This is a genomic window from Streptomyces sp. NPDC001532 (genome assembly GCF_040298625.1).
Lineage (GTDB): Bacteria > Actinomycetota > Actinomycetes > Streptomycetales > Streptomycetaceae > Streptomyces.
In genome coordinates, this window is the sequence record NZ_JBEPAL010000058.1 from 21,793 (window position 1) to 42,535 (window position 20,743).

17 protein-coding genes are annotated in these 20,743 nt (G+C 70.4%); 10 read left to right on the top strand and 7 right to left on the bottom strand.

The window, feature by feature from the left end; all coding sequences use genetic code 11:
- Positions 1-279 precede the first annotated feature (279 nt).
- A complete protein-coding gene (locus ABT232_RS34750) occupies positions 280-1,476 on the bottom strand; it encodes an alkane 1-monooxygenase (RefSeq protein ID WP_351847783.1) in 1,197 nt (398 codons plus the stop codon).
- Between the two features lie 102 nt (positions 1,477-1,578).
- A complete protein-coding gene (locus ABT232_RS34755) occupies positions 1,579-2,223 on the bottom strand; it encodes a TetR/AcrR family transcriptional regulator (protein ID WP_351847785.1) in 645 nt (214 codons plus the stop codon).
- Positions 2,224-2,595: 372 nt separating this feature from the next.
- On the opposite strand from ABT232_RS34755, the gene ABT232_RS34760 reads away from it, so the two are divergent.
- From ABT232_RS34760 to ABT232_RS34790, 7 genes are all read left to right on the top strand, one after another.
- Entirely contained in the window at positions 2,596-3,951 is a 1,356-nt protein-coding gene (locus ABT232_RS34760; protein ID WP_351847788.1) for an ABC transporter substrate-binding protein, read from the top strand.
- Positions 3,952-4,015: 64 nt separating this feature from the next.
- Positions 4,016-4,921 carry a carbohydrate ABC transporter permease gene (locus tag ABT232_RS34765; protein WP_450871751.1) on the top strand — a complete coding sequence of 302 codons (906 nt, stop codon included), beginning with the start codon at positions 4,016-4,018 and terminating at the stop codon, positions 4,919-4,921.
- Positions 4,918-5,811 (top strand): carbohydrate ABC transporter permease, encoded by an 894-nt coding sequence (locus ABT232_RS34770; protein ID WP_351847794.1) that lies wholly within the window; start codon positions 4,918-4,920, stop codon positions 5,809-5,811. The genes ABT232_RS34765 and ABT232_RS34770 overlap by 4 nt, the downstream gene beginning before the upstream one ends.
- On the top strand, positions 5,808-7,841 hold the full coding sequence (locus ABT232_RS34775) for a beta-galactosidase (RefSeq protein ID WP_351847797.1): 2,034 nt from the start codon (positions 5,808-5,810) through the stop codon (positions 7,839-7,841). Before ABT232_RS34770 ends, ABT232_RS34775 begins: the two co-directional genes overlap by 4 nt.
- Before the next feature lie 50 nt (positions 7,842-7,891).
- Positions 7,892-10,063, top strand: a complete 2,172-nt coding sequence (locus tag ABT232_RS34780) for an alpha-galactosidase (RefSeq protein ID WP_351847837.1) — start codon at positions 7,892-7,894, stop codon at positions 10,061-10,063.
- A 380-nt stretch (positions 10,064-10,443) separates the two neighbouring features.
- The gene (locus tag ABT232_RS34785) at positions 10,444-11,439 is read left to right on the top strand and encodes a LacI family DNA-binding transcriptional regulator (protein ID WP_351847799.1); all 996 of its coding nucleotides are present in this window, start codon (positions 10,444-10,446) and stop codon (positions 11,437-11,439) included.
- 362 nt (positions 11,440-11,801) lie between these two features.
- Positions 11,802-12,650 carry an MBL fold metallo-hydrolase gene (locus tag ABT232_RS34790; protein WP_351847802.1) on the top strand — a complete coding sequence of 283 codons (849 nt, stop codon included), beginning with the start codon at positions 11,802-11,804 and terminating at the stop codon, positions 12,648-12,650.
- Between the two features lie 162 nt (positions 12,651-12,812).
- Here ABT232_RS34790 and ABT232_RS34795 read toward each other — a convergent pair whose 3' ends face one another.
- Positions 12,813-13,391, bottom strand: a complete 579-nt coding sequence (locus tag ABT232_RS34795) for a TetR/AcrR family transcriptional regulator (protein ID WP_351847805.1) — start codon at positions 13,389-13,391, stop codon at positions 12,813-12,815.
- Between the two features lie 140 nt (positions 13,392-13,531).
- Between ABT232_RS34795 and ABT232_RS34800 the strand changes: the two genes are divergently transcribed.
- Positions 13,532-14,350 (top strand): SDR family NAD(P)-dependent oxidoreductase, encoded by an 819-nt coding sequence (locus tag ABT232_RS34800; protein ID WP_351847807.1) that lies wholly within the window; start codon positions 13,532-13,534, stop codon positions 14,348-14,350.
- Positions 14,351-14,908: 558 nt separating this feature from the next.
- Here the strand turns inward: ABT232_RS34800 and ABT232_RS34805 are convergent.
- The 3 genes from ABT232_RS34805 to ABT232_RS34815 all read right to left on the bottom strand — a co-directional run bounded on the left by ABT232_RS34805 (position 14,909) and on the right by ABT232_RS34815 (position 18,145).
- Positions 14,909-15,091, bottom strand: coding sequence for an alpha/beta fold hydrolase (locus ABT232_RS34805; RefSeq protein WP_351847809.1), 183 nt, complete (start codon positions 15,089-15,091; stop codon positions 14,909-14,911).
- Between the two features lie 31 nt (positions 15,092-15,122).
- Positions 15,123-15,455: an alpha/beta fold hydrolase gene (locus ABT232_RS34810; RefSeq protein ID WP_351847812.1), complete on the bottom strand. Its 333-nt coding sequence runs from the start codon at positions 15,453-15,455 to the stop codon at positions 15,123-15,125.
- A gap of 278 nt (positions 15,456-15,733) precedes the next feature.
- Complete coding sequence (locus ABT232_RS34815) at positions 15,734-18,145, bottom strand: ATP-binding protein (RefSeq protein ID WP_351847815.1); 2,412 nt, start codon at positions 18,143-18,145, stop codon at positions 15,734-15,736.
- Positions 18,146-18,409: 264 nt separating this feature from the next.
- Between ABT232_RS34815 and ABT232_RS34820 the strand changes: the two genes are divergently transcribed.
- The gene (locus ABT232_RS34820) at positions 18,410-19,273 is read left to right on the top strand and encodes a hypothetical protein (protein WP_351847817.1); all 864 of its coding nucleotides are present in this window, start codon (positions 18,410-18,412) and stop codon (positions 19,271-19,273) included.
- Positions 19,274-19,481: 208 nt separating this feature from the next.
- Positions 19,482-19,862 carry a beta/gamma crystallin domain-containing protein gene (locus ABT232_RS34825; RefSeq protein WP_351847820.1) on the top strand — a complete coding sequence of 127 codons (381 nt, stop codon included), beginning with the start codon at positions 19,482-19,484 and terminating at the stop codon, positions 19,860-19,862.
- A 265-nt stretch (positions 19,863-20,127) separates the two neighbouring features.
- Here the strand turns inward: ABT232_RS34825 and ABT232_RS34830 are convergent, their stop codons facing one another.
- Positions 20,128-20,661, bottom strand: a complete 534-nt coding sequence (locus ABT232_RS34830) for a hypothetical protein (RefSeq protein ID WP_351847821.1) — start codon at positions 20,659-20,661, stop codon at positions 20,128-20,130.
- Positions 20,662-20,743 lie beyond the last annotated feature (82 nt).

Sequence of the window (20,743 nt, forward strand, 5' to 3'; positions counted from 1 at the left end):
CATGCGGCGTGAAGGTTGGCCGGGTGAGGAGGGCCGGGACGTCAGCACACGCGATCCGTGCCGAGCGGGCAGCACCCCGGTCCTCCCGTACCGGCGCAGCCTCGTCACGAGGCGTTGCGGCCCTCGTCAAGGCTCCTTGACTTCCCGATGGATTGCCGCCTTGCGGCGATATTCCATGCCGTGGGCGCTCACCGTGCCGTTCTCGGACGGCGCGTCGTCAATGCTGCCACCCAGGCGGGCGGTGCCGGCGGGTCCAGGTAACGGCCCCCGCAGGGAGAGTCACCCTCTGCCCGACAGTTCCCCGTGCGCGTCGCCGAGCTGTGCGCCGTACCGGCTCGCCCGCCGGGGATGCACGTTGGCACGCCGCACGTCGCCGCCGTAGTGCGCCAGGACCTTGGGGTCCATGACCCGCCGCCACACCGGGGTCACCCAGGCCAGCACGATCATGGACGCGTAGCCGGAGGGCAGTTGGGGTGCCTCGTCGAAGTGGCGCAGTGTCTGGTAGCGGCGCAGCGGGTTCGCGTGGTGGTCGGAGTGCCGCTGGAGTTGGTACAGGAAGATATTGCTGGTGGTGTTGTTGCTGTTCCAGCTGTGCCGCGGAGCGACCCGCTCGTGACGCCCGTCCGGGCGTCGCTCACGCAACAGGCCGTAATGCTCAAGGTAGTTGACCGTCTCCAGCAGCACCATGCCGCACGCCGCCTGGACGAGCAGGTAGGGGAGGATCACGGGGCCGAAGCCGATGGTGAGCGCGGCGAACATCAGCACCGTGAGTCCCCACGCGGTCAGTACGTCGTTGCGGTACGACCATGTCCGGTGCCGGCGGCGGTTGAGGCGGCGGGCCTCCAGATGCCAGGCCGACCGCACGCTTCCTGCCACCGTCCGGGGCAGGAACGCCCACAGGCTCTCACCGAGCCGCGAGCTGGCGGGGTCCTCGGGTGTGGCGACGCGGATGTGGTGACCGTGGTTGTGCTCGACGTAGAAGTGGCCGTAGGCCGACTGGGCCAGGGCGAGGCGGGCCAGCCGGCGCTCCACCGTCTCCCGCTTGTGCCCGAGCTCGTGGGCCGTGTTGATGGCGACACCGGCGACGACGCCCACCGTGGCGGCCAGGCCCAGCGCGTCCGGCACGCTCATGCCGCCGGACCACAGCACGCATGCGTACAGCAGACCGGCGTACTGGAGCGGCAGGTACAGATATGTGCACCAGCGGTAGTACCGGTCCTCCTGCAGCAGCGGGATCGCCTCGTCCGGAGGGTTCGCCTGGTCCGGGCCGATCAGCGCGTCGAGCAGCGGGATGATCACGAAGGCGAAGAACGGCCCCCACCACCACAGCACCTGCCAGTCGCTGACGGCGACCAGTGCCGCGGCCTGGAAGGGCAGCGTGGGGACCGCCAGGCCGAGCAGCCACGCATAGCGCTTGCGGTCTCGCCAGGGTGGGCCGGCGGGGGATGCTGCGGGCGTCGTCGACTGCGCTGTCATGGGCTGGGCTCCTTGCGGGCGTTCGGCACTGACCCGGCAGAGGGTGGCACCGGCCACGAGCACTGACAATCGGGGACGCATTGTCAACATTCTGACGCCTCGTCAGTCGAGCGCGGGCGGCGGTCCCGTCTCTCGTGCCAGTGCCCCCATGGCCGCCGCGGTGATCAGCTCGGCCGACTCGCGCGGCGAGCGGTCGGGCGGAGGCAGCACGATGTGGGACAGAGCGAGGCGCACGATCACGTCGGCTGCTTGTTCCGTCCGCACGGTGTCGACCTGTGGGTAATGCGTCCGGCACCACGTCCGCACCATGTGCCGGGCTCCCATGACCACCGGCTCCGAGCGCGCGGTCAGGTAGGGGAGCAGGGAGTCCGTGCCGTCGCGGGCCGCGTTGATCACCGAGGCGACGAGCATGTTCTCCCGAGCCTCCTCAAGGGCGTACAGGATGGCGGCGGCCAACGCGCCCGACGCGGTCGGCGCCGGCTGTTGCAGGGCCCGCGCCACGCCGACGAGGAAGCGCTCCGCCTCGCGGTGCACCAGTGCCTGGCTCAGACCGCCGCGGCTGCCGAACTCCTTGTAGACCGTGGGCCGTGACACCTCGGCGCGAGCCGCCACCTGCGACAGACTGACGGAGTCCCAGCCCTTCTCCGCCGCCATCGCGCGGGCGGCGTCCAGCACGTCGTCCCGCATCCGTCGTCGCCACGCCTCTCGGGGTGCCAGGGCAGCTGCGGCGATTGGCCCGTCCTCCACGATGTCCCTCCTTGTATCCGTGACCGGGGCATGACGCGGCATCGGCGCACGCCATGTGGCGATGCGCCAGGTTTGGGGCCCTGCCCATGGCGGATGCGTCCCGCCCTCGATGCGCACAGCCTCTCTGTGCGGGCCGGCCTGAGCACCGTAGCGTAATCGATTCCGCAATGGGAGTGGGTCATGGGCTTGTCACGCACGGGTCGGTAAATGTGCAGGTCAGAGGCTGGTTGGCTGGACTGAACCGTGTTTCTGGTGGGTAACGAAGGGGCCTCGGTGCTCCTGGATTTGTCTTCAGGTGTTGACTTCTATTGGTTCATGGGATCTCGTTTGCCCACCGCTTGGACGGAGCGGACCCGGTGTGAGGAGCAATCCATGACGATGCTTGATCGCATTTCCCTGGCCAGACGTTGCGTGATCGGCGGAACGGCACTGGCCCTCACGGCGCTGACCGCCTGCGGCGGAGGCGGCGGTGGCGGCGAGACCGACGGTGCGGCTTCCTGCGAACCGTCCTCGGGCAAGGTCACGCTGGACTACTGGTCCTGGGTCCCCGGCATGCAGAAGGCCGTCGACGTGTGGAACGCCGAACACCCGGACATACAGGTCAAGTTGAAGACGACGCCATCGGGCAACGCGGGCACCTACCAGAACCTCTCCAACGCCCTGAAGGCCGGCAAGGCCCCCGACCTCGGCCAGGTCGAGTACGACTCCCTGGCGAGCTTCCGGCTCAAGGAGGGACTGACGGACATCTCCTCCTGCCCCGGAGTCACGGAGGCGGGTGGCAAGTTCGTCGACTGGACCTGGTCGCAGGTGGAGTTCGGTGCCGACGGCAAGGACGGCGTCTGGGCCGTGCCGCAGGACACCGGCCCCATGGCCCTGTTCTACCGCAAGGACATCTACGACAAGCTCGGCCTCAAGGCCCCCACCACCTGGGACGAGTACGCGCAGCAGGCCCGCACGCTCAAGAAGGAGGGCAAGTACATCACCCACTTCTCCCAGACCGACCCCAACTGGTTCACCGGCCTGCTGTGGCAGAACAAGGCCACCATGTTCGAGCGGGACAGCGACACCTGGAAGGTCACCGTCGACCGGCCCGAGAGCCGGCAGGTCGCCGACTACTGGCAGAAGCTGATCGACGACAAGCTCGTCGCCACCGACCTGCAAGGCTTCTCCCCGGCGCTGTACAAGGCCTGGAACTCCGGTGAGGTGGTCACCTGGATCAGCGCCGCCTGGGGCTACAGCACCATCCGCGACAACGCCAAGTCCACCGACGGCAAGTGGGCCGTGGCCCCCATGCCGCAGTGGGAGGACGGACAGCAGCGGGCGGGCAACTGGGGCGGCTCCACCACCACGGTGATGAGCGGCACGAAGCACCCCGCTGAGGCCGCCGAGTTCGCGCTGTGGCTGAACACCGACCCCGAGGCGCTGGAGATCCTGAACCGTGAGGGCGGGCTCTACCCGGCGGCCAAGGCCGGACTGGAACTGCCCGCGCTCAAGCAACCGGTCGACTTCTACGGCGGGCAGAAGGTCTTCGACGTCTTCGCCCAGGCCTCCGCGAACGTGGACACCGGCTTCACCTGGGGCCCGACGATGACGGACACCTACCGCTTCCTCAGCGACGGCACGGCCAACGTCATCGCCGGCGAGAAGACCCTCGGTGACGTGCTCGAGGACACCGGCGCGCAGAGCGTCGAGTCCCTGCGCAAGCAGTCGCTCGACGTGGCCGAGTGATCGGTTCCTCCCTGGCCTCCCTGCCGCCCCCTGACGGCAGGGAACAGCACCTCAAAGGTTGCCCGTGACATCCACCACCGCACCGGCCCGCCGCCGTCCGCGCCGGGCCCTCGCCCCCTACGCCTTCCTGGCCCCCTTCCTCATACCCTTCGTCCTGTTCACCCTCGTCCCGGTCGGCTACGCCTTCTGGCAGAGCCTGCACAAGACGGAGCGCACCGGCGGCACCTTCGGCCGCACCGAGACCGTCTTCGCCGGGTTCGAGCAGTACGAGCGGGTCCTGCGGGAGGACTACTTCGCCGAGAGCCTGCTGCGCGTCCTCGGCTTCGCCCTCGTGCAGATCCCCGTCATGCTGCTGCTGTCCCTGGTCCTCGCGCTGCTGCTGGACTCCGCGGTCGCGCGCGCCAAGCGGTTCTTCCGGCTCGTCTACTTCGTGCCGTACGGCATCCCCGGCGTAGTCGCCGCCCTGATGTGGGCGTTCCTGTACGACCCGCGGCTGTCGCCCGTCGTGGACCTGCTCAACTCCGCCGGCGCGCACGTCGACCTGCTCGGCCCGGACGCGATCCTGTGGTCCATCGCCAATGTCGTCACCTGGACGTACACCGGCTACAACATGCTCATCATCTACGCCGCCCTGCAGGCCGTGCCCTCCGACATCGGCGAGGCTGCCCGGGTGGACGGGGCGAGCGGCTGGACCATCGCCCTGCGCATCAAGATCCCGATCATCCGCCCGGCCCTCGTCCTCACCGGCGTCTTCTCCATCATCGGCACCTTCCAGCTCTTCACCGAGCCTCAGGTCCTCCGGTCCATCTCCACCAGCGTGACCAGCACGTACACCCCGAACATCGCCGCGTACTCCCTCGCCTCCGGCGACAGCTACAGCGAGGCCGCCGCCCTGTCCGTCGTGCTCGCGCTCGTCACGTTCGTCCTGTCGTTCGCGTTCCTGCGCTTCACCTCCAGGAGGCAGGGATGAGCTTCCTCACCCGTACCGACGGGGCCCACGCCCCCGCCGCGGTCCGGCGGCCGCGCACCGGCGTGTCCACCGTCGTCGCCGTGACCTTCATGATCGCGGTCGCCTGCTACATGCTGCTGCCGGTCTACTGGCTGTTCGTCTCGTCGACCAAGAGCCAGAGCGATCTCGTCAGCACGCCCGGCTTCCGCACCGCCGACTGGCACTTCGGCGACAACCTGTCCTCGCTGTTCGCCCAGCAGGACGGTGTGTACGCCCGCTGGCTGCTCAACAGCCTGCTGTACGCGGGAGCCGGAGCGGCGGTCGCCACCCTGCTCGCCGCGGCGGCCGGATACGCCCTGGCCAAGTACGCCTTCCGCGGCCGCGAAGCGATCTTCTCCGTCGTCCTCGGCGGCGTCCTCGTGCCGGCCACCGCGCTCGCCCTGCCGCTGTTCCTGATGTTCGCCGAACTCGACGCCACCAACACCTTCTGGTCGGTGTTCCTGCCCAGCGTCGTCAGCCCGTTCGGCGTGTACCTGGCCCGCATCTTCGCCGCCGCGTCCGTCCCGGACGAGGTGATGGAGGCCGCCCGCATGGACGGCGCGAGCGAGTTCCGCATCTTCCGCACCATCGCTCTGCGGCTGATGGCCCCGGCACTGGTGACCATCTTCCTGTTCCAGTTCGTCGTCATCTGGAACAACTTCCTGCTGCCCCTGATCATGCTTCAGGACGAACGTCTCTACCCCGTCACCCTCGGTCTGTTCACCTGGCAGTCGCAGACCAGCCGCCTGCCCGAACTCCAGACCCTCACCATCGTCGGCGCCCTCGTCTCGGTCGTGCCGATCGTGCTCACCTTCCTCCTCCTGCAGCGCTACTGGCGCGCCGGACTCGCCGCTGGAGCCGTGAAATCGTGAACCACCCCCTCGCCGAAGTGACCCGCCGACTCGGAGGGATCGCCTACGGCGGCGACTACAACCCTGAGCAGTGGCCGCGCGAGGTCTGGCGCGAGGACGTCCGCCTGATGCGCGAAGCGGGCGTCAACCTCGTCACCGTCGGCGTCTTCTCCTGGTCCCGCATCCAGCCGCGGCCCGGCACGTACGACTGGAGCCTGCACGACGAGGTGCTGGACCTGCTGCACGCCCACGGCATCGCCGTCGACCTCGCCACCCCCACCGCCGCACCACCCCCGTGGTTCACCCGCCGGCACCCCGAGGCCCGACCGGTCACCGCCTCCGGCACCCGCCTCGCCCACGGCAGCAGGCAGGTCTTCTGCCCCAGCAGCCCCGCCTACGCGGAAGCCGCGGACGCCCTCGTCACCGAACTCGCCACCCGCTACGGCGACCATCCCGCCCTCGCCCTGTGGCACGTCCACAACGAGTGGGGCAACCACAACGCCCTGTGCTACTGCGACACCAGCGCGGACGGCTTCCGCACCTGGCTGCGGGAGCGGTACAAGACCCTCGACGTACTCAACGACGCCTGGGGCACCGACTTCTGGAGCCAGCGCTACGGCGACTGGGAAGAGATCGACCCGCCCCGCGACACCACCGCCTTCCACAACCCGGGGCAGGAACTCGACTACCGCCGCTTCTCCTCGGACGCGCTGCTCACCCGGCACATCACCGAGACGGCCCTGCTGCGCAGGATCACTCCCGACATACCGATCACCACCAACGTCATGGGCACCCTGGAGAAGAAGGTCGACGGCCACGCCTTCGCGGCGGAGTGCGACCTCGTGTCCGTCGACCACTACCTGCCGGCCGCCGACCCCGACGGCCACATCGACCTGGCGCTCAACGCCGACCTCGCCCGCGGCATGGCCGCCGGACGACCCTGGCTGCTCATGGAGCACTCGACCTCGGCGGTCAACTGGCAGCCCGTCAACGTGGCCAAGCGGCCCGGAGAGACCCGGCGCAACAGCCTCACCCACCTCGCCCGCGGCGCGGACGGCCTGATGTTCTTCCAGTGGCGGCAGTCCCGCGCCGGCGCCGAGAAATGGCACTCCGCGATGCTGCCGCACGCCGGAACCGACGGCCGTGTCTGGAAGGAGGTCAGCGCGCTGGGAGCAGAGCTGGCCTCCTTGAAGGAAGTGACCGGCACCCGGGTGCACCGTGACGTGGCCGTGCTGTTCGACTGGCACAACTGGTGGGCCCTGGAACTCCAGGCTCGTCCCTCCGGCGAGATGCGCTACCTGGACATGGTCCGGGACTGGTACGAGGCGCTGTGGACCCTGAACATCACCTGCGACCTCGTGCCGCCCGGCGCCGATCTGACGCCGTACCGGGCCGTCGTCGCCCCCAACCTGTACCTGCTGTCCGACGACGACGCCGACAACCTCACCCAGTACGTGCACCAGGGCGGCCACCTCGCGGTCGGCTGTTTCAGCGGGCTCGTCGACGACTCCGACCGAGTGCGACCGGGCGGCCACCCCGGAGCCCTGCGCGAGGTGCTCGGACTCGTCGTGGACGAGTTCCTGCCCCTGCGGCCGGCCGAGCAAGCCCGGCTCGAAGACGAAACGGCCGTCACGCAGTGGGCGGAACGCGTCGAACCCCGCGGCTGCACCACGGTGGCGCGCTACGCGGACACGGCCGAAGGCGGCCCGGCCCGCGGCGAACCGGCCGTCACCCGGCACACCTTCGGCCGCGGCACCGCCTGGTACACGGCCGGCCGGCTGCCCGTACCGGCCCTGCGCGACGTGATCCGCGCGGTGTGCGAGCAGGCGCGGGTGACCCCCGTCATCGAGGCACCGCACGGACTGGAGGCTGTGCGCCGCGTGGGGGACCGGCACTCCTATCTGTTCCTGGCCAACCACACGGAGGAGACCGTCACCGTGCCCGTGGCCGGAGTGGGTCTCGCCGGCAACGAGGTCACCGAGGGCCGGGCCGTGGTGCCGCCCGGGGGAGTGGTCGTGGTCCGCGAGACCGCTCCGCCCCTCCCCACCTGACCGGCCCGTCACATCCGCGACAGCCTGCGAGGAACGGTCACGTGACCACCATGCCCACCCGCCCGCTCCCGTCGCCGGCCGGGACGCCGCGCCCGGTGGAGATCGACGACGACAGCGGCACCGTACTGCTGCGGACCGCCCACAGCGCCTACGTCTTCCGGGTCGACCGGGCCGCGGGAGTGATCCGGCACGTCCACTGGGGCCCGCCGCTGCCCCTCTCCGACGCGGTCGCGCTGCCGCTGTGGACCGAGCACGACAACAGCTTCGCCGGCCGCTGGGACGGCACCGAGGAATACCCGGTCGACGGCGGTGCCCGATTCGGGGTGCCCGCCGTCGAGGTGCGGTTCGCCGACGGCAGCAGCCCCCTCGAAGCGACCGTGCGGGATGTGGTGCTGCTCGAACCCGACCATGTGGTCGTACGTCTGCAGGACCGCACCCGGCCGCTGTCCTGGCACCTGCACTACCGCGTCCCGCCGGACGGCGACGTCCTGGAGCGATGGGCCGAGTTCGTGCACACGGGCACCGCGGACGACGGGGACGTACTGCTGATCCGGTACGCCTCCGCTCACTGGCCGCTCCCGCAGCGGCCGGACTGGCGGCTCAGCTCCGTGCATGGTGGCTGGTCCGCCGAAGGCCGCCTCTCGCGATCGGGCCTGCCGGTCGGCGAGACGGCCCTGGGCAGCAGACGCGGCCACACCGGACACCACGCCAATCCCTGGGCCGCCCTCGACCCCGGGGACGCGAGTGAGGAACACGGGGAGGTGTGGGTCGTCGCCCTCGCCGCGAGCGGAAGCTGGCGCATCACCGCGCAGCGCACGGCCGCCGGCCGGACGGCAGTGCTGGCGAACGAGGGCCACGAAGGTGCCGAGCTGCGCCTTCCTCCCGGCGGACGCCACCGCACAGCGGTCAGCCTCGGCCTGTACACCACCGGCGGCTTCGGGGCCGGCAGCAGAGCCTTCCACCGCCACCTCCGTACGCACGTCCTGCCGCACCCGGACGAGCTGCGGCCGGTGCTGTACAACTCGTGGGAGGCCACGTCCTTCGAGGTGACCGAGGACAATCAGATCGCCCTCGCCCGCCGGGCCGCCCGCCTCGGTGCCGAACTCTTCGTGCTCGACGACGGCTGGTTCCGCGGCCGGGACCACGACCGGTCCGGGCTCGGCGACTGGACGCCTCACCCGAAGCGCTTCCCGCGAGGACTGCGTCCGCTCGCCGACGAGGTGCACCGGCTGGGGATGGCGTTCGGTCTCTGGGTGGAGCCGGAGATGGTCAACGCCGACAGCGACCTCCACCGCGCCCACCCGGACTGGGTCCTGCACCTTCCCGACCGGACCGCCACCGAGCTGCGGCACCAGATGGTGCTGGACTTCTCCCGGCCGGACGTGACCGCGTGGGCCCTCGGATGGCTGCGCCAGGTCGTTGCCGAGAACTCGGTCGACTTCCTCAAATGGGACTTCAACCGGTCGTTCACCGAAGCGGGCCACCACGGCGGCGGGCCCGACGCCCGGCGGGTGCACATCGAGCACGCCAGAGGGCTGTACCGGGTGCTGGACCAACTGCGGAAAGACTTTCCGCGACTGCGGATCGAGGCGTGCGCCGGCGGCGGCGGACGCGTCGACCCGGGCATCCTGGCCCGCACCGACCAGGTGTGGACCTCCGACAACACCGATGCCGTGGACCGGCTCCGCATCCAGCACGGTTTCAGCCGGCTGTACCCGGCGGGCGTCATGTCGGCCTGGGTCACGGACAGCCCCAATCCGGTGACCGGCCGGGCGGTGCCGCTGCGGTTCCGCTTCCACAGCGCCATGGCCGGCGTACTCGGCATCGGAGGTGACCTGACGCGCTGGACGGACGCCGAACTCACCGAGGCCGCGGAACTGATCGGGCTGTACAAGGACATCCGACCCGTGGTGCAGCGAGGCGAGCAGTTCTGCCTCCTTGCGCCCGGAGAGGCGGCGTTGACGGCCGTGCAGTACGTCGACGGCGATCGAACCGCCGTCCTGATCTGGCGGGCCGGCACCGCGTTCGGTCCCGCCGAGCCGCCCCTGCGGCTGCGCGGTCTGGACGAAGCGGCCCGGTACCGCGACGAGGACACCGGTTGCGAGTGGTCAGGGGCGACCCTGATGGGCTTCGGCCTGCCGCTGCCCGATCTGCCGCCGGGAGACTGCGCGAGCACACTGGTCCGGCTGCGCCGTGTCGGAAGTCCCGAACGGGTCGGGTAGCGGTCGGTCGAGGCCGGCGGACGGGGTGGTCGAGGTCGGCGGGCGGGGTGCCAGCGGCCGGTCGCGGTCGGCGGGCGGGACGGGTGGCGGCCGGTCGAGGTCGGCGGGCGAGGTCTTCGCACGGACTGCGCCGGGGCGACTGTGAGCTCGGGCGGCCGGGGCGGCCGCCGACCCGACCTCACCGTGACGGGGTACGGTCCGCCGGCGGCGGCCGTGGAGGGGCAGCGGGAATCGTCGTTCGGAGCTGGAGCTGGAGCTGGAGCTGGAGCTGGAGCTGGAGCTGGAGCTGTCTCCGGAGCTGTCGCTGGAGAGGGCATCAGAGAGCGCTCTCGCGGAGTGGAGCAGTGCGTGAAGTAGGGTGACCGTCGAAGGGAGCGTGTGTGGTGCGAGAGCGGGTCACCATGGCCGATGTCGCCCGTGCGGCAGGGGTGTCGTCCGCCACGGTCTCCTATGTGCTCTCCGGCAAGCGGCCGGTGGCGCCCGAGACCCGGGCCGCGGTGGAAGCCGCGATCGAGGAGCTGTCCTTCACCGTCAACGTCACGGCGCGCAGCCTGCGGACCGGTCGGTCGAGTCTGGTGGCGCTGATCGTGCCGGACATCGCCAACCCCTTCTTCGCGCAGCTCGCGGCGACCCTGCAGGAAGAGCTGAGGGGCCTCGGGCTGCACGTCGTCGTCTGCAACACCCGAGCGCGCCGGGACGAGGAGCAGGCTCTGCTCGCCGAGGCCGTCCAGCAGCGTTTCGCCGGGGTCATCATCACTCCGTTCCGGCTCAAGCCACGTGACTTCGAGCCGCTCGCCGAGGCCGGGATGCCCGTCGTCGTCAGCGCCGACGTCTCCTTCGGCCCGATCGATCTCGTGACGCCGGATGCCCGTGCGGCGACCCGGCGTGCGCTGGAGCGGGTGGCCGCGGCGGGGCGGCGGCGGATCGCCATGATCGCGGGCCCGCGTGACGCGACCGGCGGCGACCCCCGACTGGAGCACCTGCGGGCTCTGGCCCGTCAGTTCGGCATGGCACTGCCACACGAACTGGTGGTCAGGGGCGAGCACACCCGTGAAGCAGGAGCGGCCGGATTCGGCGAGCTCATGAAGCGCCGCTACCGTCCCGACGCGGTGTTCTGCGGCAACGACGTGATCGCCGTCGGCGCCATGGACAAGGCGCACGAACTGGGCCTCGACATCCCGGGCGACGTGGCCCTGATCGGCCACGACGATGCTTCCTTCGCCTCCCTGGTCCGGCCCCAGCTGACCACCATCCGGTATCCGGCGACCGAGGTCGGCCAGGCGGCCGCACGGATGCTCACCGAACGCCTCAACGGTCGCGAGGTTCACAAGACGGTGCACGTCAAGGCCGAGTTCGTCGCCCGCGCCACGGTGTGAAGCCGGTTCGTCGAACTCCTCGAAGAAGCCGGTGGCGCGACTGCCGCACCGCCCCCGTTCCACTCAACGGGATCTCACTTCCCTCAAGATCCCGGCTTCCCCTTTCCTGAGGACAGTCTTCCGCGAGCGCGCAGCCCCGGGAGACGCATTTCTCTGCCGCCGGAAAGGACACACCTGACGTGAAGCGGACAACAGGGCAGGCCGACGTGGGCGCTGCCGTCGGACGTCGGGCCATGCTGGCCGGAGCCGTGGGCACCACGCTCGCGGCCGCGGGCGCGACCGCATGGCCGACCGACGCGGCGGCCGGCTCCCCTGAACGAACGAAGCCGGCGCGGGGCGCATCCAGGCGTCGCACACACGCCATGACCTGGACGACGCTCGGTACCCAGGCGGGGCCGATCAGCGGAGGCGCGCACCGTGCCCAGCCCGCCAACCTCCTGCACGGCTCGGGGCAGGCCGTGCTGGTGGACGCCGGTGACGGCACGGTGGACCAGCTCGCCAAGGCCGATGTGGACCTGCGTACGGTGGGCGTGATCGTTCTGTCCCACCTGCACATCGACCACACCGGCGGGCTGTGGGGCCTCATCGGCCGCCGCTACCAGGCCCGCATCCCCGGTGAGCTCGTCATCTACGGCCCGCCCGGCACCAAGGCCACCGTGGACGGCATCCTGGCGGGGCAGGGCCCGCTGCACGACATCGTCCGGAGCCCGACGGCCGGGGCTTTCGGCGTCAGGGCCGTCGACATCGAGGACGGCTCCGTCGTCACCCTCGGGTCCGTACGGCTGACCGCCGCACAGAACACTCACTACAAGCTCGAAGGCGACACGCACAGCCAGTCGTTGTCCTACCGGTTCGAGACGCCGGACCGCACCATCGTGTACACCGGCGACACAGGTCCCAGCGCGAATGTGGAGAGGCTGGCCGCGGGCGCCGATCTCTTGGTGAGTGAGATCGCGGACCCCGACGACCCGTCCGTCACGGCCGTGCTCGCCCAGTTCCCGGAAGAGGTGCGGCAGCGGCTGCGGCGGCACTTCACCGAGGAACATCTGACCGCGGAGAACGTGGGTCTGCTGGCCGGCGAGGCGGGAGTCAAGGCGCTCACGCTCACCCACATCGGCGTCAGCGACCACCGCATCGGCAAGGCCCGGCTCGCCATCGCCCGAAACTACGACGGGCCCACGAAGTTCGCCTCCGACCTGGACGCTTTCTGACACTCGCGCCATCGGCCGGCGGCAGCGCCGGCTGCCGTCCGCCGACGCGTGTATCCGGCACCTGGGGTCCGCCGTCGGGCCTTCTGACAACGACTAAAGAGCGGCAGCCCGCGGCCGCGCCCTCGGGGCGGGCCGAGGGCGGCAATCGCCGGGCTGGGCGGTTCAGGCGCGCGGGCCGGCGCCATGCAGCAGGGTGTCGATGATGCGGGCGGCCAGGGCGTCGGGGTCGGCGTCCTCGGTGCTGCCGTGCAGGGACTCCCCGATGAGCGCGTAGTAGGTACGGCGCACCCAGTCGAGGTCGGCCGCTTCGTCGATGAGCTGGTCCTCCTGGGCGCGCTTGAGCAGGGCGACGCAGCGGCGGGCGATGTCCTGCTGGAGGACGGCGGCCTCGCTGTCCGGGTCTTCCGGCAGCCCCAGGGCGAACGCCCAGGCACCCTTGACCTGGAGCACGTTGGCCGTGATCCGGTGCATCGCGACCAGCGGCGGTGCGGTGTCCGGCCTGCCGTCGTCCACCGCCTGTGCGAGCTGGCGGGCCGCGGATGTCGCCAACGCCTCGATCAACGCCTGCCGACTGGCGAACCGCCGGTGGATCGTCGTCCGGGCGACTCCCGCGGCCGCGGCGATCTGCTCCATGGACGCGCCGGGCTCTTCGGCCAGCACGCGCTCCGCCGCTTCCAGGATCGCGCGGACGCTGCGCTCCGCGTCAGCCCTCAACGGTTGTGCCGCGTTCTCGACCATCATGCCTCCCAGCAGGCCCGCTACCTCGAAGCATGATACAGCGCGGACGCATCGAGGTATGTAACTGCGACAATCCTGTTGCATTTCCTCGTCGAATCGATACTCTCGTATCTCAGTTGTCGTCGACCGGTGGAGGAATCTCCATGCACAGCACCGCCCTCATCACGGGAGCGTCGTCCGGCCTCGGCGCGGAGTTCGCCGAGCAGCTCGCCACCCACGGGCACGACGTTGTCCTGGTGGCACGCTCCGGTGACCGTCTTGCCGCGCTTGCCGAGCGCCTGACCGTCGAGCACGGCGTCCGTGCCCACGTGCTCGTCCAGGACCTCGCCGAGCCGGACGCGGCTCGGCGCGTCGCACAGCGGCTGGCCGCCCTCGACCTGAACGTCGATCTCCTGGTGAACAATGCCGGCTTCGGCACCTGCGGCCGATTCGAGGAGATCTCCGGGGCCCGCGACCACGACCAGCTGATGGTCAACGTCGTCGCGCTCGTCGACCTCACCCACGAGTTACTGCCCGGCATGCTGGAGCGTGGCCGTGGCGCGGTCGTCAACGTCGCCTCCAACGCCGGCTTCCAGCCGTCTCCCTACTTCGCCGTCTATGGCGCCTCCAAGGCATTCGTGCTGAACTTCGGCCTCGCCCTGCGCCAGGAGTACCGGCGACGCGGAATCCGCGTCCTCACTGTGTGCCCCGGTCCGGTCGAGACCGCCTTCTTCGACACCATCGGCACCCGCAAGGCCGCCGTCACCGGCTCCATGACCACCCCGCAGCCCGTCGTGCGCGCCGCGCTGCGCGCACTGGACCGTGACCGTGGCTACGTCGCTCCCGGACTCGGCAACGCCCTGAGCGCACACCTGACACCCCGCCGCCCCCGGACGATGGTCGCCGCCATCGCCGAGCGCATCACCCGCAAGGTCCTGACCCCGTCCGCCGACGTTTCGACGCCCCGGGAACACGCCGTGTGAAACCCATCGCCGCTGTCCCGTCGGTGCGGTTTCGGCGATGCTGATGGCCGGTACACCACTTCCCCCTCGTCGACGCCTCCCGGCATTCCGGCCCGGCCGTGATCGGAGCCGTGCTCCTTGTCCTCGCCCTCGCCGGTCCGCTGATGGCGCACCGGCGCCCCGCCCCAGCACCGTCGTCGTCGCGGTCGCGGTCGCGGTCGCTCTCGGCGCGGCCGTCGCCGCCGCTTTCGCGCTGAGCCAGCCTTTCGATCCACGGCGATCGGGACGCAGCGGAACACCTTGGGCTGGTTATCCGTCGCCTGAATGTCTGGCGGACGGACCAAAGACCGACACCGAGCAAACCGAACAGGCACTGGCGCCCAGCGTCCAGGCGGCTCAGGGGGCGTGGCAGACATTCTGCGCGTGCTGAACGCGTCCACCGACCCCGGCAGTCAGTGCGAGGGAGACGTCCAGCAGGAGCGTGTGGCGTCACCGGCCGATCTGTATGCGCGTGGCTCCCTCCACACAGTGGTGTGATCACCGGCGCGGAGACGTGACGGCCGTGGCGTTGGCTCGCGGTCAGCGCAGGAAGGCCATCAGCCGGTCGTTCAGCTGCTGCGGCGCGGTGAGGGGCAGGGAGTGGTGGGTGGCTCGGGGGAGCAGGACAACCTCGCCTCGCGGGAGTGTCCGGCGGGCTGCGTCGGCGACCTTGACTGCGTGGTGGGCGCGGCTGTGCTCCGCGAGCAGGACCAGCACCGGCATACGGAGGCCGGGGTCCGGAGCGGGCCGCCGGTCACGATCTTGCGGCCGGAACAGTGGTGGCCAGCGCGTAGAGGCGCTGCCAGGTCCCCTCCGGGTGGACACCTGCCGTCTCCCAGGCCAGGAAAGCGCGGGCACGGGCCTGGCTCGGGCGAATGAGAGTGGGCAGGGCACGCAGCAGATAGCTGGTGCGGAACCCGGCGAAGACCTGGGTGGGATCGACCAAAGCCAGGCGGTCGACCCGTTGCGGTGCGTGCAGTGCGTATCTGACGGCCAGCCAGGCGCCGTACGAGTGACCGCACAGGTGCGTGCGGGTCAGCCCGAGTCCGACGGTGCGCCGCTTCCTGACTTCGGTGCTGGAGTCCACCCGGCGGGAGCGCTCAGCCTGACCGGGCTTCGGCGCGGCCGTGTGACCGCGGCGCCCGAAGGACGTTCGGCGTCACCTCCTGACCGTGCCGGCCTCGCTCACCGGCGGCGCCGCGCTGGCCGGCGGGCAGCTGGAAGCCGAGCACGTAGGCGTGCCGCGGCACCCGCTCGACCGCCTCCCACCAGCCGAGATCGTCGAGAATGCCGTCCTGCGCCGGGCCCGGATCGCGCTGGTGTGCCCGTCTTCGCCCGTGGGCAGGCCGCGGAACGGCTTGTGGATCACGGGCCCGTGCTCGGCGGCGAGCTTCCCCGCGTCCTCGACGTCGTTGTCGTCTCCCTGGTCGACCCCGTGCTCGGGTCCGGGCCCACACCGTTGCGCAGGGCTTGGAGGGCCTTTGTCGCGGCGTCGTCACCGATCTTCTGGTAGATCGCGATAGCGCGGTCCATGTCGGCCGACGCGCCCGCGGTCTGCCCTAGTTCTTGGCGCGCCCGGCCGAGCGCGGCGTACATCTGCGCCTGCCATTGAGGAATGTTCGATGCCGCTTCCCAGCCGACGGCCGGCTCGAGTGTCTCCACCGCTTCCCGCCACCTTCCCTGCGTGATGTGCAGCAGGCCGATGTCGCGGGTCGCCGACACCCGTGTCATCGCCGCGATCACGGGCGATGGTGCGGTGGCCGGGTCGGACGCCAGCGTGAGCCGGTGCCGGTAGGCCCACAGCGCCTCGTCGGGCTTGCCGGTGCGCTCGAGCGCCCTGCCCAGGGTGGACAGCGCATGACTGACCATGCCTTCTCGGTCGTTCACGGTGCGGAACCCTCGCAGCGCCCGGGCGGCCAGTGGCAGCGCGCCGTGGGCGTCCCCGGCCTTCAACAGCGCCACCGCCAGGTAGGAGTCGGCCCACGCCTGCTGTCGCAGATCCCCGGCCATGACCGCTTCTGCGTGGGCCCGACGGGCGCAGTCACTCGCCCCCGCGGTGTCGCCGAGGCAGGTGTTGTGCGCCCAGGAAAGGTAGTTCAGGTGCGTCGCGGCGGCGGTGTGGTCGGCCAACTCGGCGGCGGCGTCGCTGGACAGGGTGAACACACGGGGCCAGTAGCCCCAGTGGATCCAGCGGTCGGAGAACCAGTGCATGGCTTCGGCCACGTCGATCACCCGTCGCCACTCTCCGGTGGCGGCAGCCAGTTCCAGCGCGGCGAGCCAGCCGTCAGCCTCGGTCATCAGCCATTGCTGCGCGGCCTCAGGGGTGTCCAGCCGCACGCGGTCGTCCCGGCGCTCGGGGCGGGCCTCGTAGTAGTCCGGTTCGAACCGGCGGCCGGCCGTGATCGCCGTGTCCAGCAGCCAATCCACCGCTCGTGCCTCGACTCCGGCGCGCTCGGCTTCGGGCTCCTCCTGCTCCAGTCGCCGCCGGGCGAAGATCCGGATGAGGTCGTGCAGCCGGTAGCGCGCGGTGAAACCTGACTGGACCAGACCGAGCTCGACCAACTCGTCCAGGGCGTCCTCCGTGTCGGCGTCCGGCAACCCTCCCAGCACTGAAGCGAGTTGAGGGCCACAGTGCGGTCCCGGCATCAGGGACAGCCGCCGGAAGAGCTGTTGCGCGGCGCCGGAGAGCTGTGTGTAGGACAGCTCGAACGCCGCGGTGACCTCCAGGTCGCCGGCGGTCAGTGCGTCCAGACGGCGTTCCTCGTTCTCGAGACGGGCGGCGAGCCGGTCGGGTGACCAGTCGGGGCGGCTGGCCAGGCGGTTGCCGACGATCCGCAGGGCCAGTGGGAGGTTGCCGCAGGAGTGTGCCAGCCGCGACACCGCGTCGGCGGCACGGCCGGCACCGGCTGGGCCGGTGATCAGCTGCTCCAGCAGGTCGCGGGCTTCCGCGTCAGGCAGCGGCGGCAGCGGGAGCCGGGCCACGCCCTCCAAGCCGGTGAGCAGCCGACGACTGGTGATCACTGTCAGGACCGCGCCGGTCGCCGGTAGCAAGGGACGTACCTGGGCCTCGTCCGCCGCGTTGTCCAACACCACGGCGAACCGGCGCTCGGCGGCCACGGACCGGTACAGGGCGGCCCGGTCACCTAAATCGAGCGGCAGCCGATTGTGGTGCGGCGCCAGGGTGCGGAGCAGCCGTTCCAGAACGACGCCGGGCTCCAGTGGCCGCGTCTCGAGGCCGCGCAGGTCGACGAAGAAGCACCCGTCGGGGAAACGGTGCGACAGCTCACCGACGGCGTGCACGGCCAAGCTGGTCTTGCCGACCCCCGGCTGGCCGGAGATCACGACGATGGGCGCCGACTCGTCCGGCGAACCGTCCGTGTAAGAGGCCAGCCAGCGCACCTCCTGGCCACGGCCGGTGAAGTCGGGCACCGCGCGCGGCATCGCCATCAGCCCCGGGGCCGGTGCCGGGCTGCGGCGCCGGCCGGCGCGGGCGGCCCGCAGCAGTTCGTCGCGAGAATCACCGGTCGGTCGCAGCGCGTCCGCGAGTGCGATCACCGTGGCGCGCTGCGGCCCGAGGCTCTCACCGCGCTCCAGGTTGCCGATCGCTCGCACGCTCACCCCGGAAGCGTTCGACAACTCCTCGATGGTCATGTGGGCGTCATGCCGCAGGCGCCGTAAGAGCGCCCCTAACGAACTGTCCAACGTCCGCTTCCCCGCCGGTATGCGCGCAGGCACCTTGTACCTGAGGTACTTGTGCCTGCTGTTCTGCCTGGGCATCGATCGTGACGAGCAGTCTACTTGTCACATCCGCCCCGATCGGGTGGCGAACGCATCCGTCCAAGAAGCACACCGATGCCTGCCGTCCGCGTACCTGGCACCGCACGCCACGTCGCGGATCTCAGGTCCCGCGGGCCGGCCGATCCGACGAGAACCGGTCGACCTCCCTGCGGCTGGCACCGGGCTCCTGCTCCTGGAAAGGGCAAGTGCAGCATGAGAACCGTCCGAGTCACCCCCGGCACGCGGCGAGCGGTATGGCCCACCGTGAGCGCGACCTCCGTCATGGCGATCGCTGCCGGCCTGCTGACCACCGGCTGCTCTGCGGGCCTCGCCGACAGCGCGGCGCAGGTGGCGCCGACCCCGCCGGCCATCGCTGCCGCTCCGACAGCGCCCGCCACGGGATACGACGGTCTGACGGGTCTCCCGCTGTCCGCCTATGGCACCTCCGAGCAGGACGACGTCCTGCTGTACCGGACGAACGAGGCACTGGTCACCCGCTGCATGAAGAACCTGGGATCCGGAGGCCATCCAGGCCAGAAGAGGACTCGGACCGCCGCAAGAACGCGAGAGGACAGAGAAGCGATCCACCCGGCCGGCGCCTGGGGGTACATCGGCAGTGCGACCGCGAAGCGCATCGGGTTCCACGTCGCAGTGCCGCTCCCGGCCACGAAAAGCCCGGTCGGCCAGGCATTGAAGGACTACAACGCCTGCTGGGACGAGGCGGACGAGCAACTGCCGTCCCTCGTCGGCACCAAGGGCTGGAAACTCACCCAGGACCTGTTCGGCCAGTCGTTGCAGCAGGCGGCCACGGACAGCCGGGTCGGCGCCGCGCGTGCACGCTGGTCGGCTTGCATGGGCTCCGAGGGGCACCCGGCCGACGCCCCCGAGCAGGTGGCCGACGGTCCTTGGAACACCGAGAAGCCGACGGCGAAGGAGATCGCCGCGGCCACGGCCGACGAGTCCTGTACGCGGTCATCGGGGCTGGCCGCCGTCTACTTCGCTGTCCTCGCCGGCTACCAGCAGCAGCTCATCTCCGCCAATGCCGACGCTCTGACCGACTACCGGAAACAAGTCCGGGATCGGGTCGACCTGGCAGCACGCCTCCTGGCCGGGTCCCCCACGGCCTGAGAGGGATCTCCATCCTCATGCCCCGCGCAGGTCTCACCTCCTGCGCGGCTCCGGTCGGAACCTCGGAGAAGGAGAACGACCACGCAACTGAGCACTGACTGCGTCACAGCCGGGCAGCCACGCGAGGCGACCCCTCCCTGCCGGCCGCTCCGTCCACGCCCCTGCGTCACCAAGTCGCAGCGTTTCCAAGTTACAAAGGAGAACTCGCATGAGCCAGAGAGTCAAAAGGATGGTCCTGTCCGCACTGACGGCCTTTGCGGCGGCGGCCTCGATCACCGTCGCCACCACGCCGCAAGCGTCCGCGATCGACATGGTCGAATGCGGCCTCAGGGATGACTTCCTGAAGATCTACGCGCACGACAAGTCCGGCGGCAACAACCGCGAGTGGTGCTATGCCAACGCCGGGTCGATGACGTGGACGGGGGGCTACTGGCCCGCGTGGCTGGTTCACCTCTCGACAGGCAACAACGTCGTCCAGTGGCACGGGGACGGAAGGTGGCAGCCTGACGTCCCGATCGGGAAGTGGACCACCTACATCTTCCCGAATCACCCGGGCGGGGTGAGCATCGACGGGCTCAAGATCCACTGAGCCTCCGGCGGCATCGGGGCCGGCGATCCCTCCCGGTGCGGGCCGACCGACGTCCTTCGCAGGTCCTGGGCACACCGCGTGTCGCCCTGGGGAGGGAACGCGGGTTCCCGGGACCGTTGCCGCACCAGTGATCGACTCGCTGTCGCCGGCAGTTCGGCGGGGCGCCCGGCCGGGATTTCCCGGCCGGGCGTTTCGCGTTGGTCGGCTGCTGACTTCGGCGGCGACAGCCTCCAGGCACACGGGAGGGTACTGGACCGGACGCGGGCTACTCCGGCTTGTCCATCGTCTTGAACCGCTCGCGCTGCTGATCCGAAGAAAGGCGCAGCTCCTCTTCCGAGATTTCGTTGCGGCTGCCTCCGCCCCATTCGGTCAGATACGTTCCAAAGCCTCCGGGAACCCCGTCGATTCGAGTCACGATCAGGCAGTCCCCAGCCCACTCTCCGAACTCGGGCCCCAGGCGCTCGCCTTCTCGTTCAGCGCGTCCGGAAGCCAGCCTCTTGCCGTCCTCGTCGTAGATGACGGTCTCTTCCTCGGAGGCGGCGGTGCGGATGCAGCTGTCCGGTGTCGAGCCCGGACCGGTGTGCTCCTCGTCCTGCACTCCGACCGTGTAGGCGGTGAACGGGCTGCGGTCGACCCATGGAGCCCATACCCACAGCGTGACACCAGCGGCGACGGTCACGGCAGCGCCGACAGCAGCCCACACCGGTATGCGTCGCCAGCCCTTCTTCGGGGTCTTCGTGAGCGACACCGGAGCTTGATCGGTTACAGCTTCCCCACCCTCATTCATGCGGTGAATCATGCCAGCGCAGGCTCCGCCCGAGGTGCTGGCCCCCGACATGCGGGGGAGCGGGCGAGCACCACGACCGCTGGGTGGGTCCGCG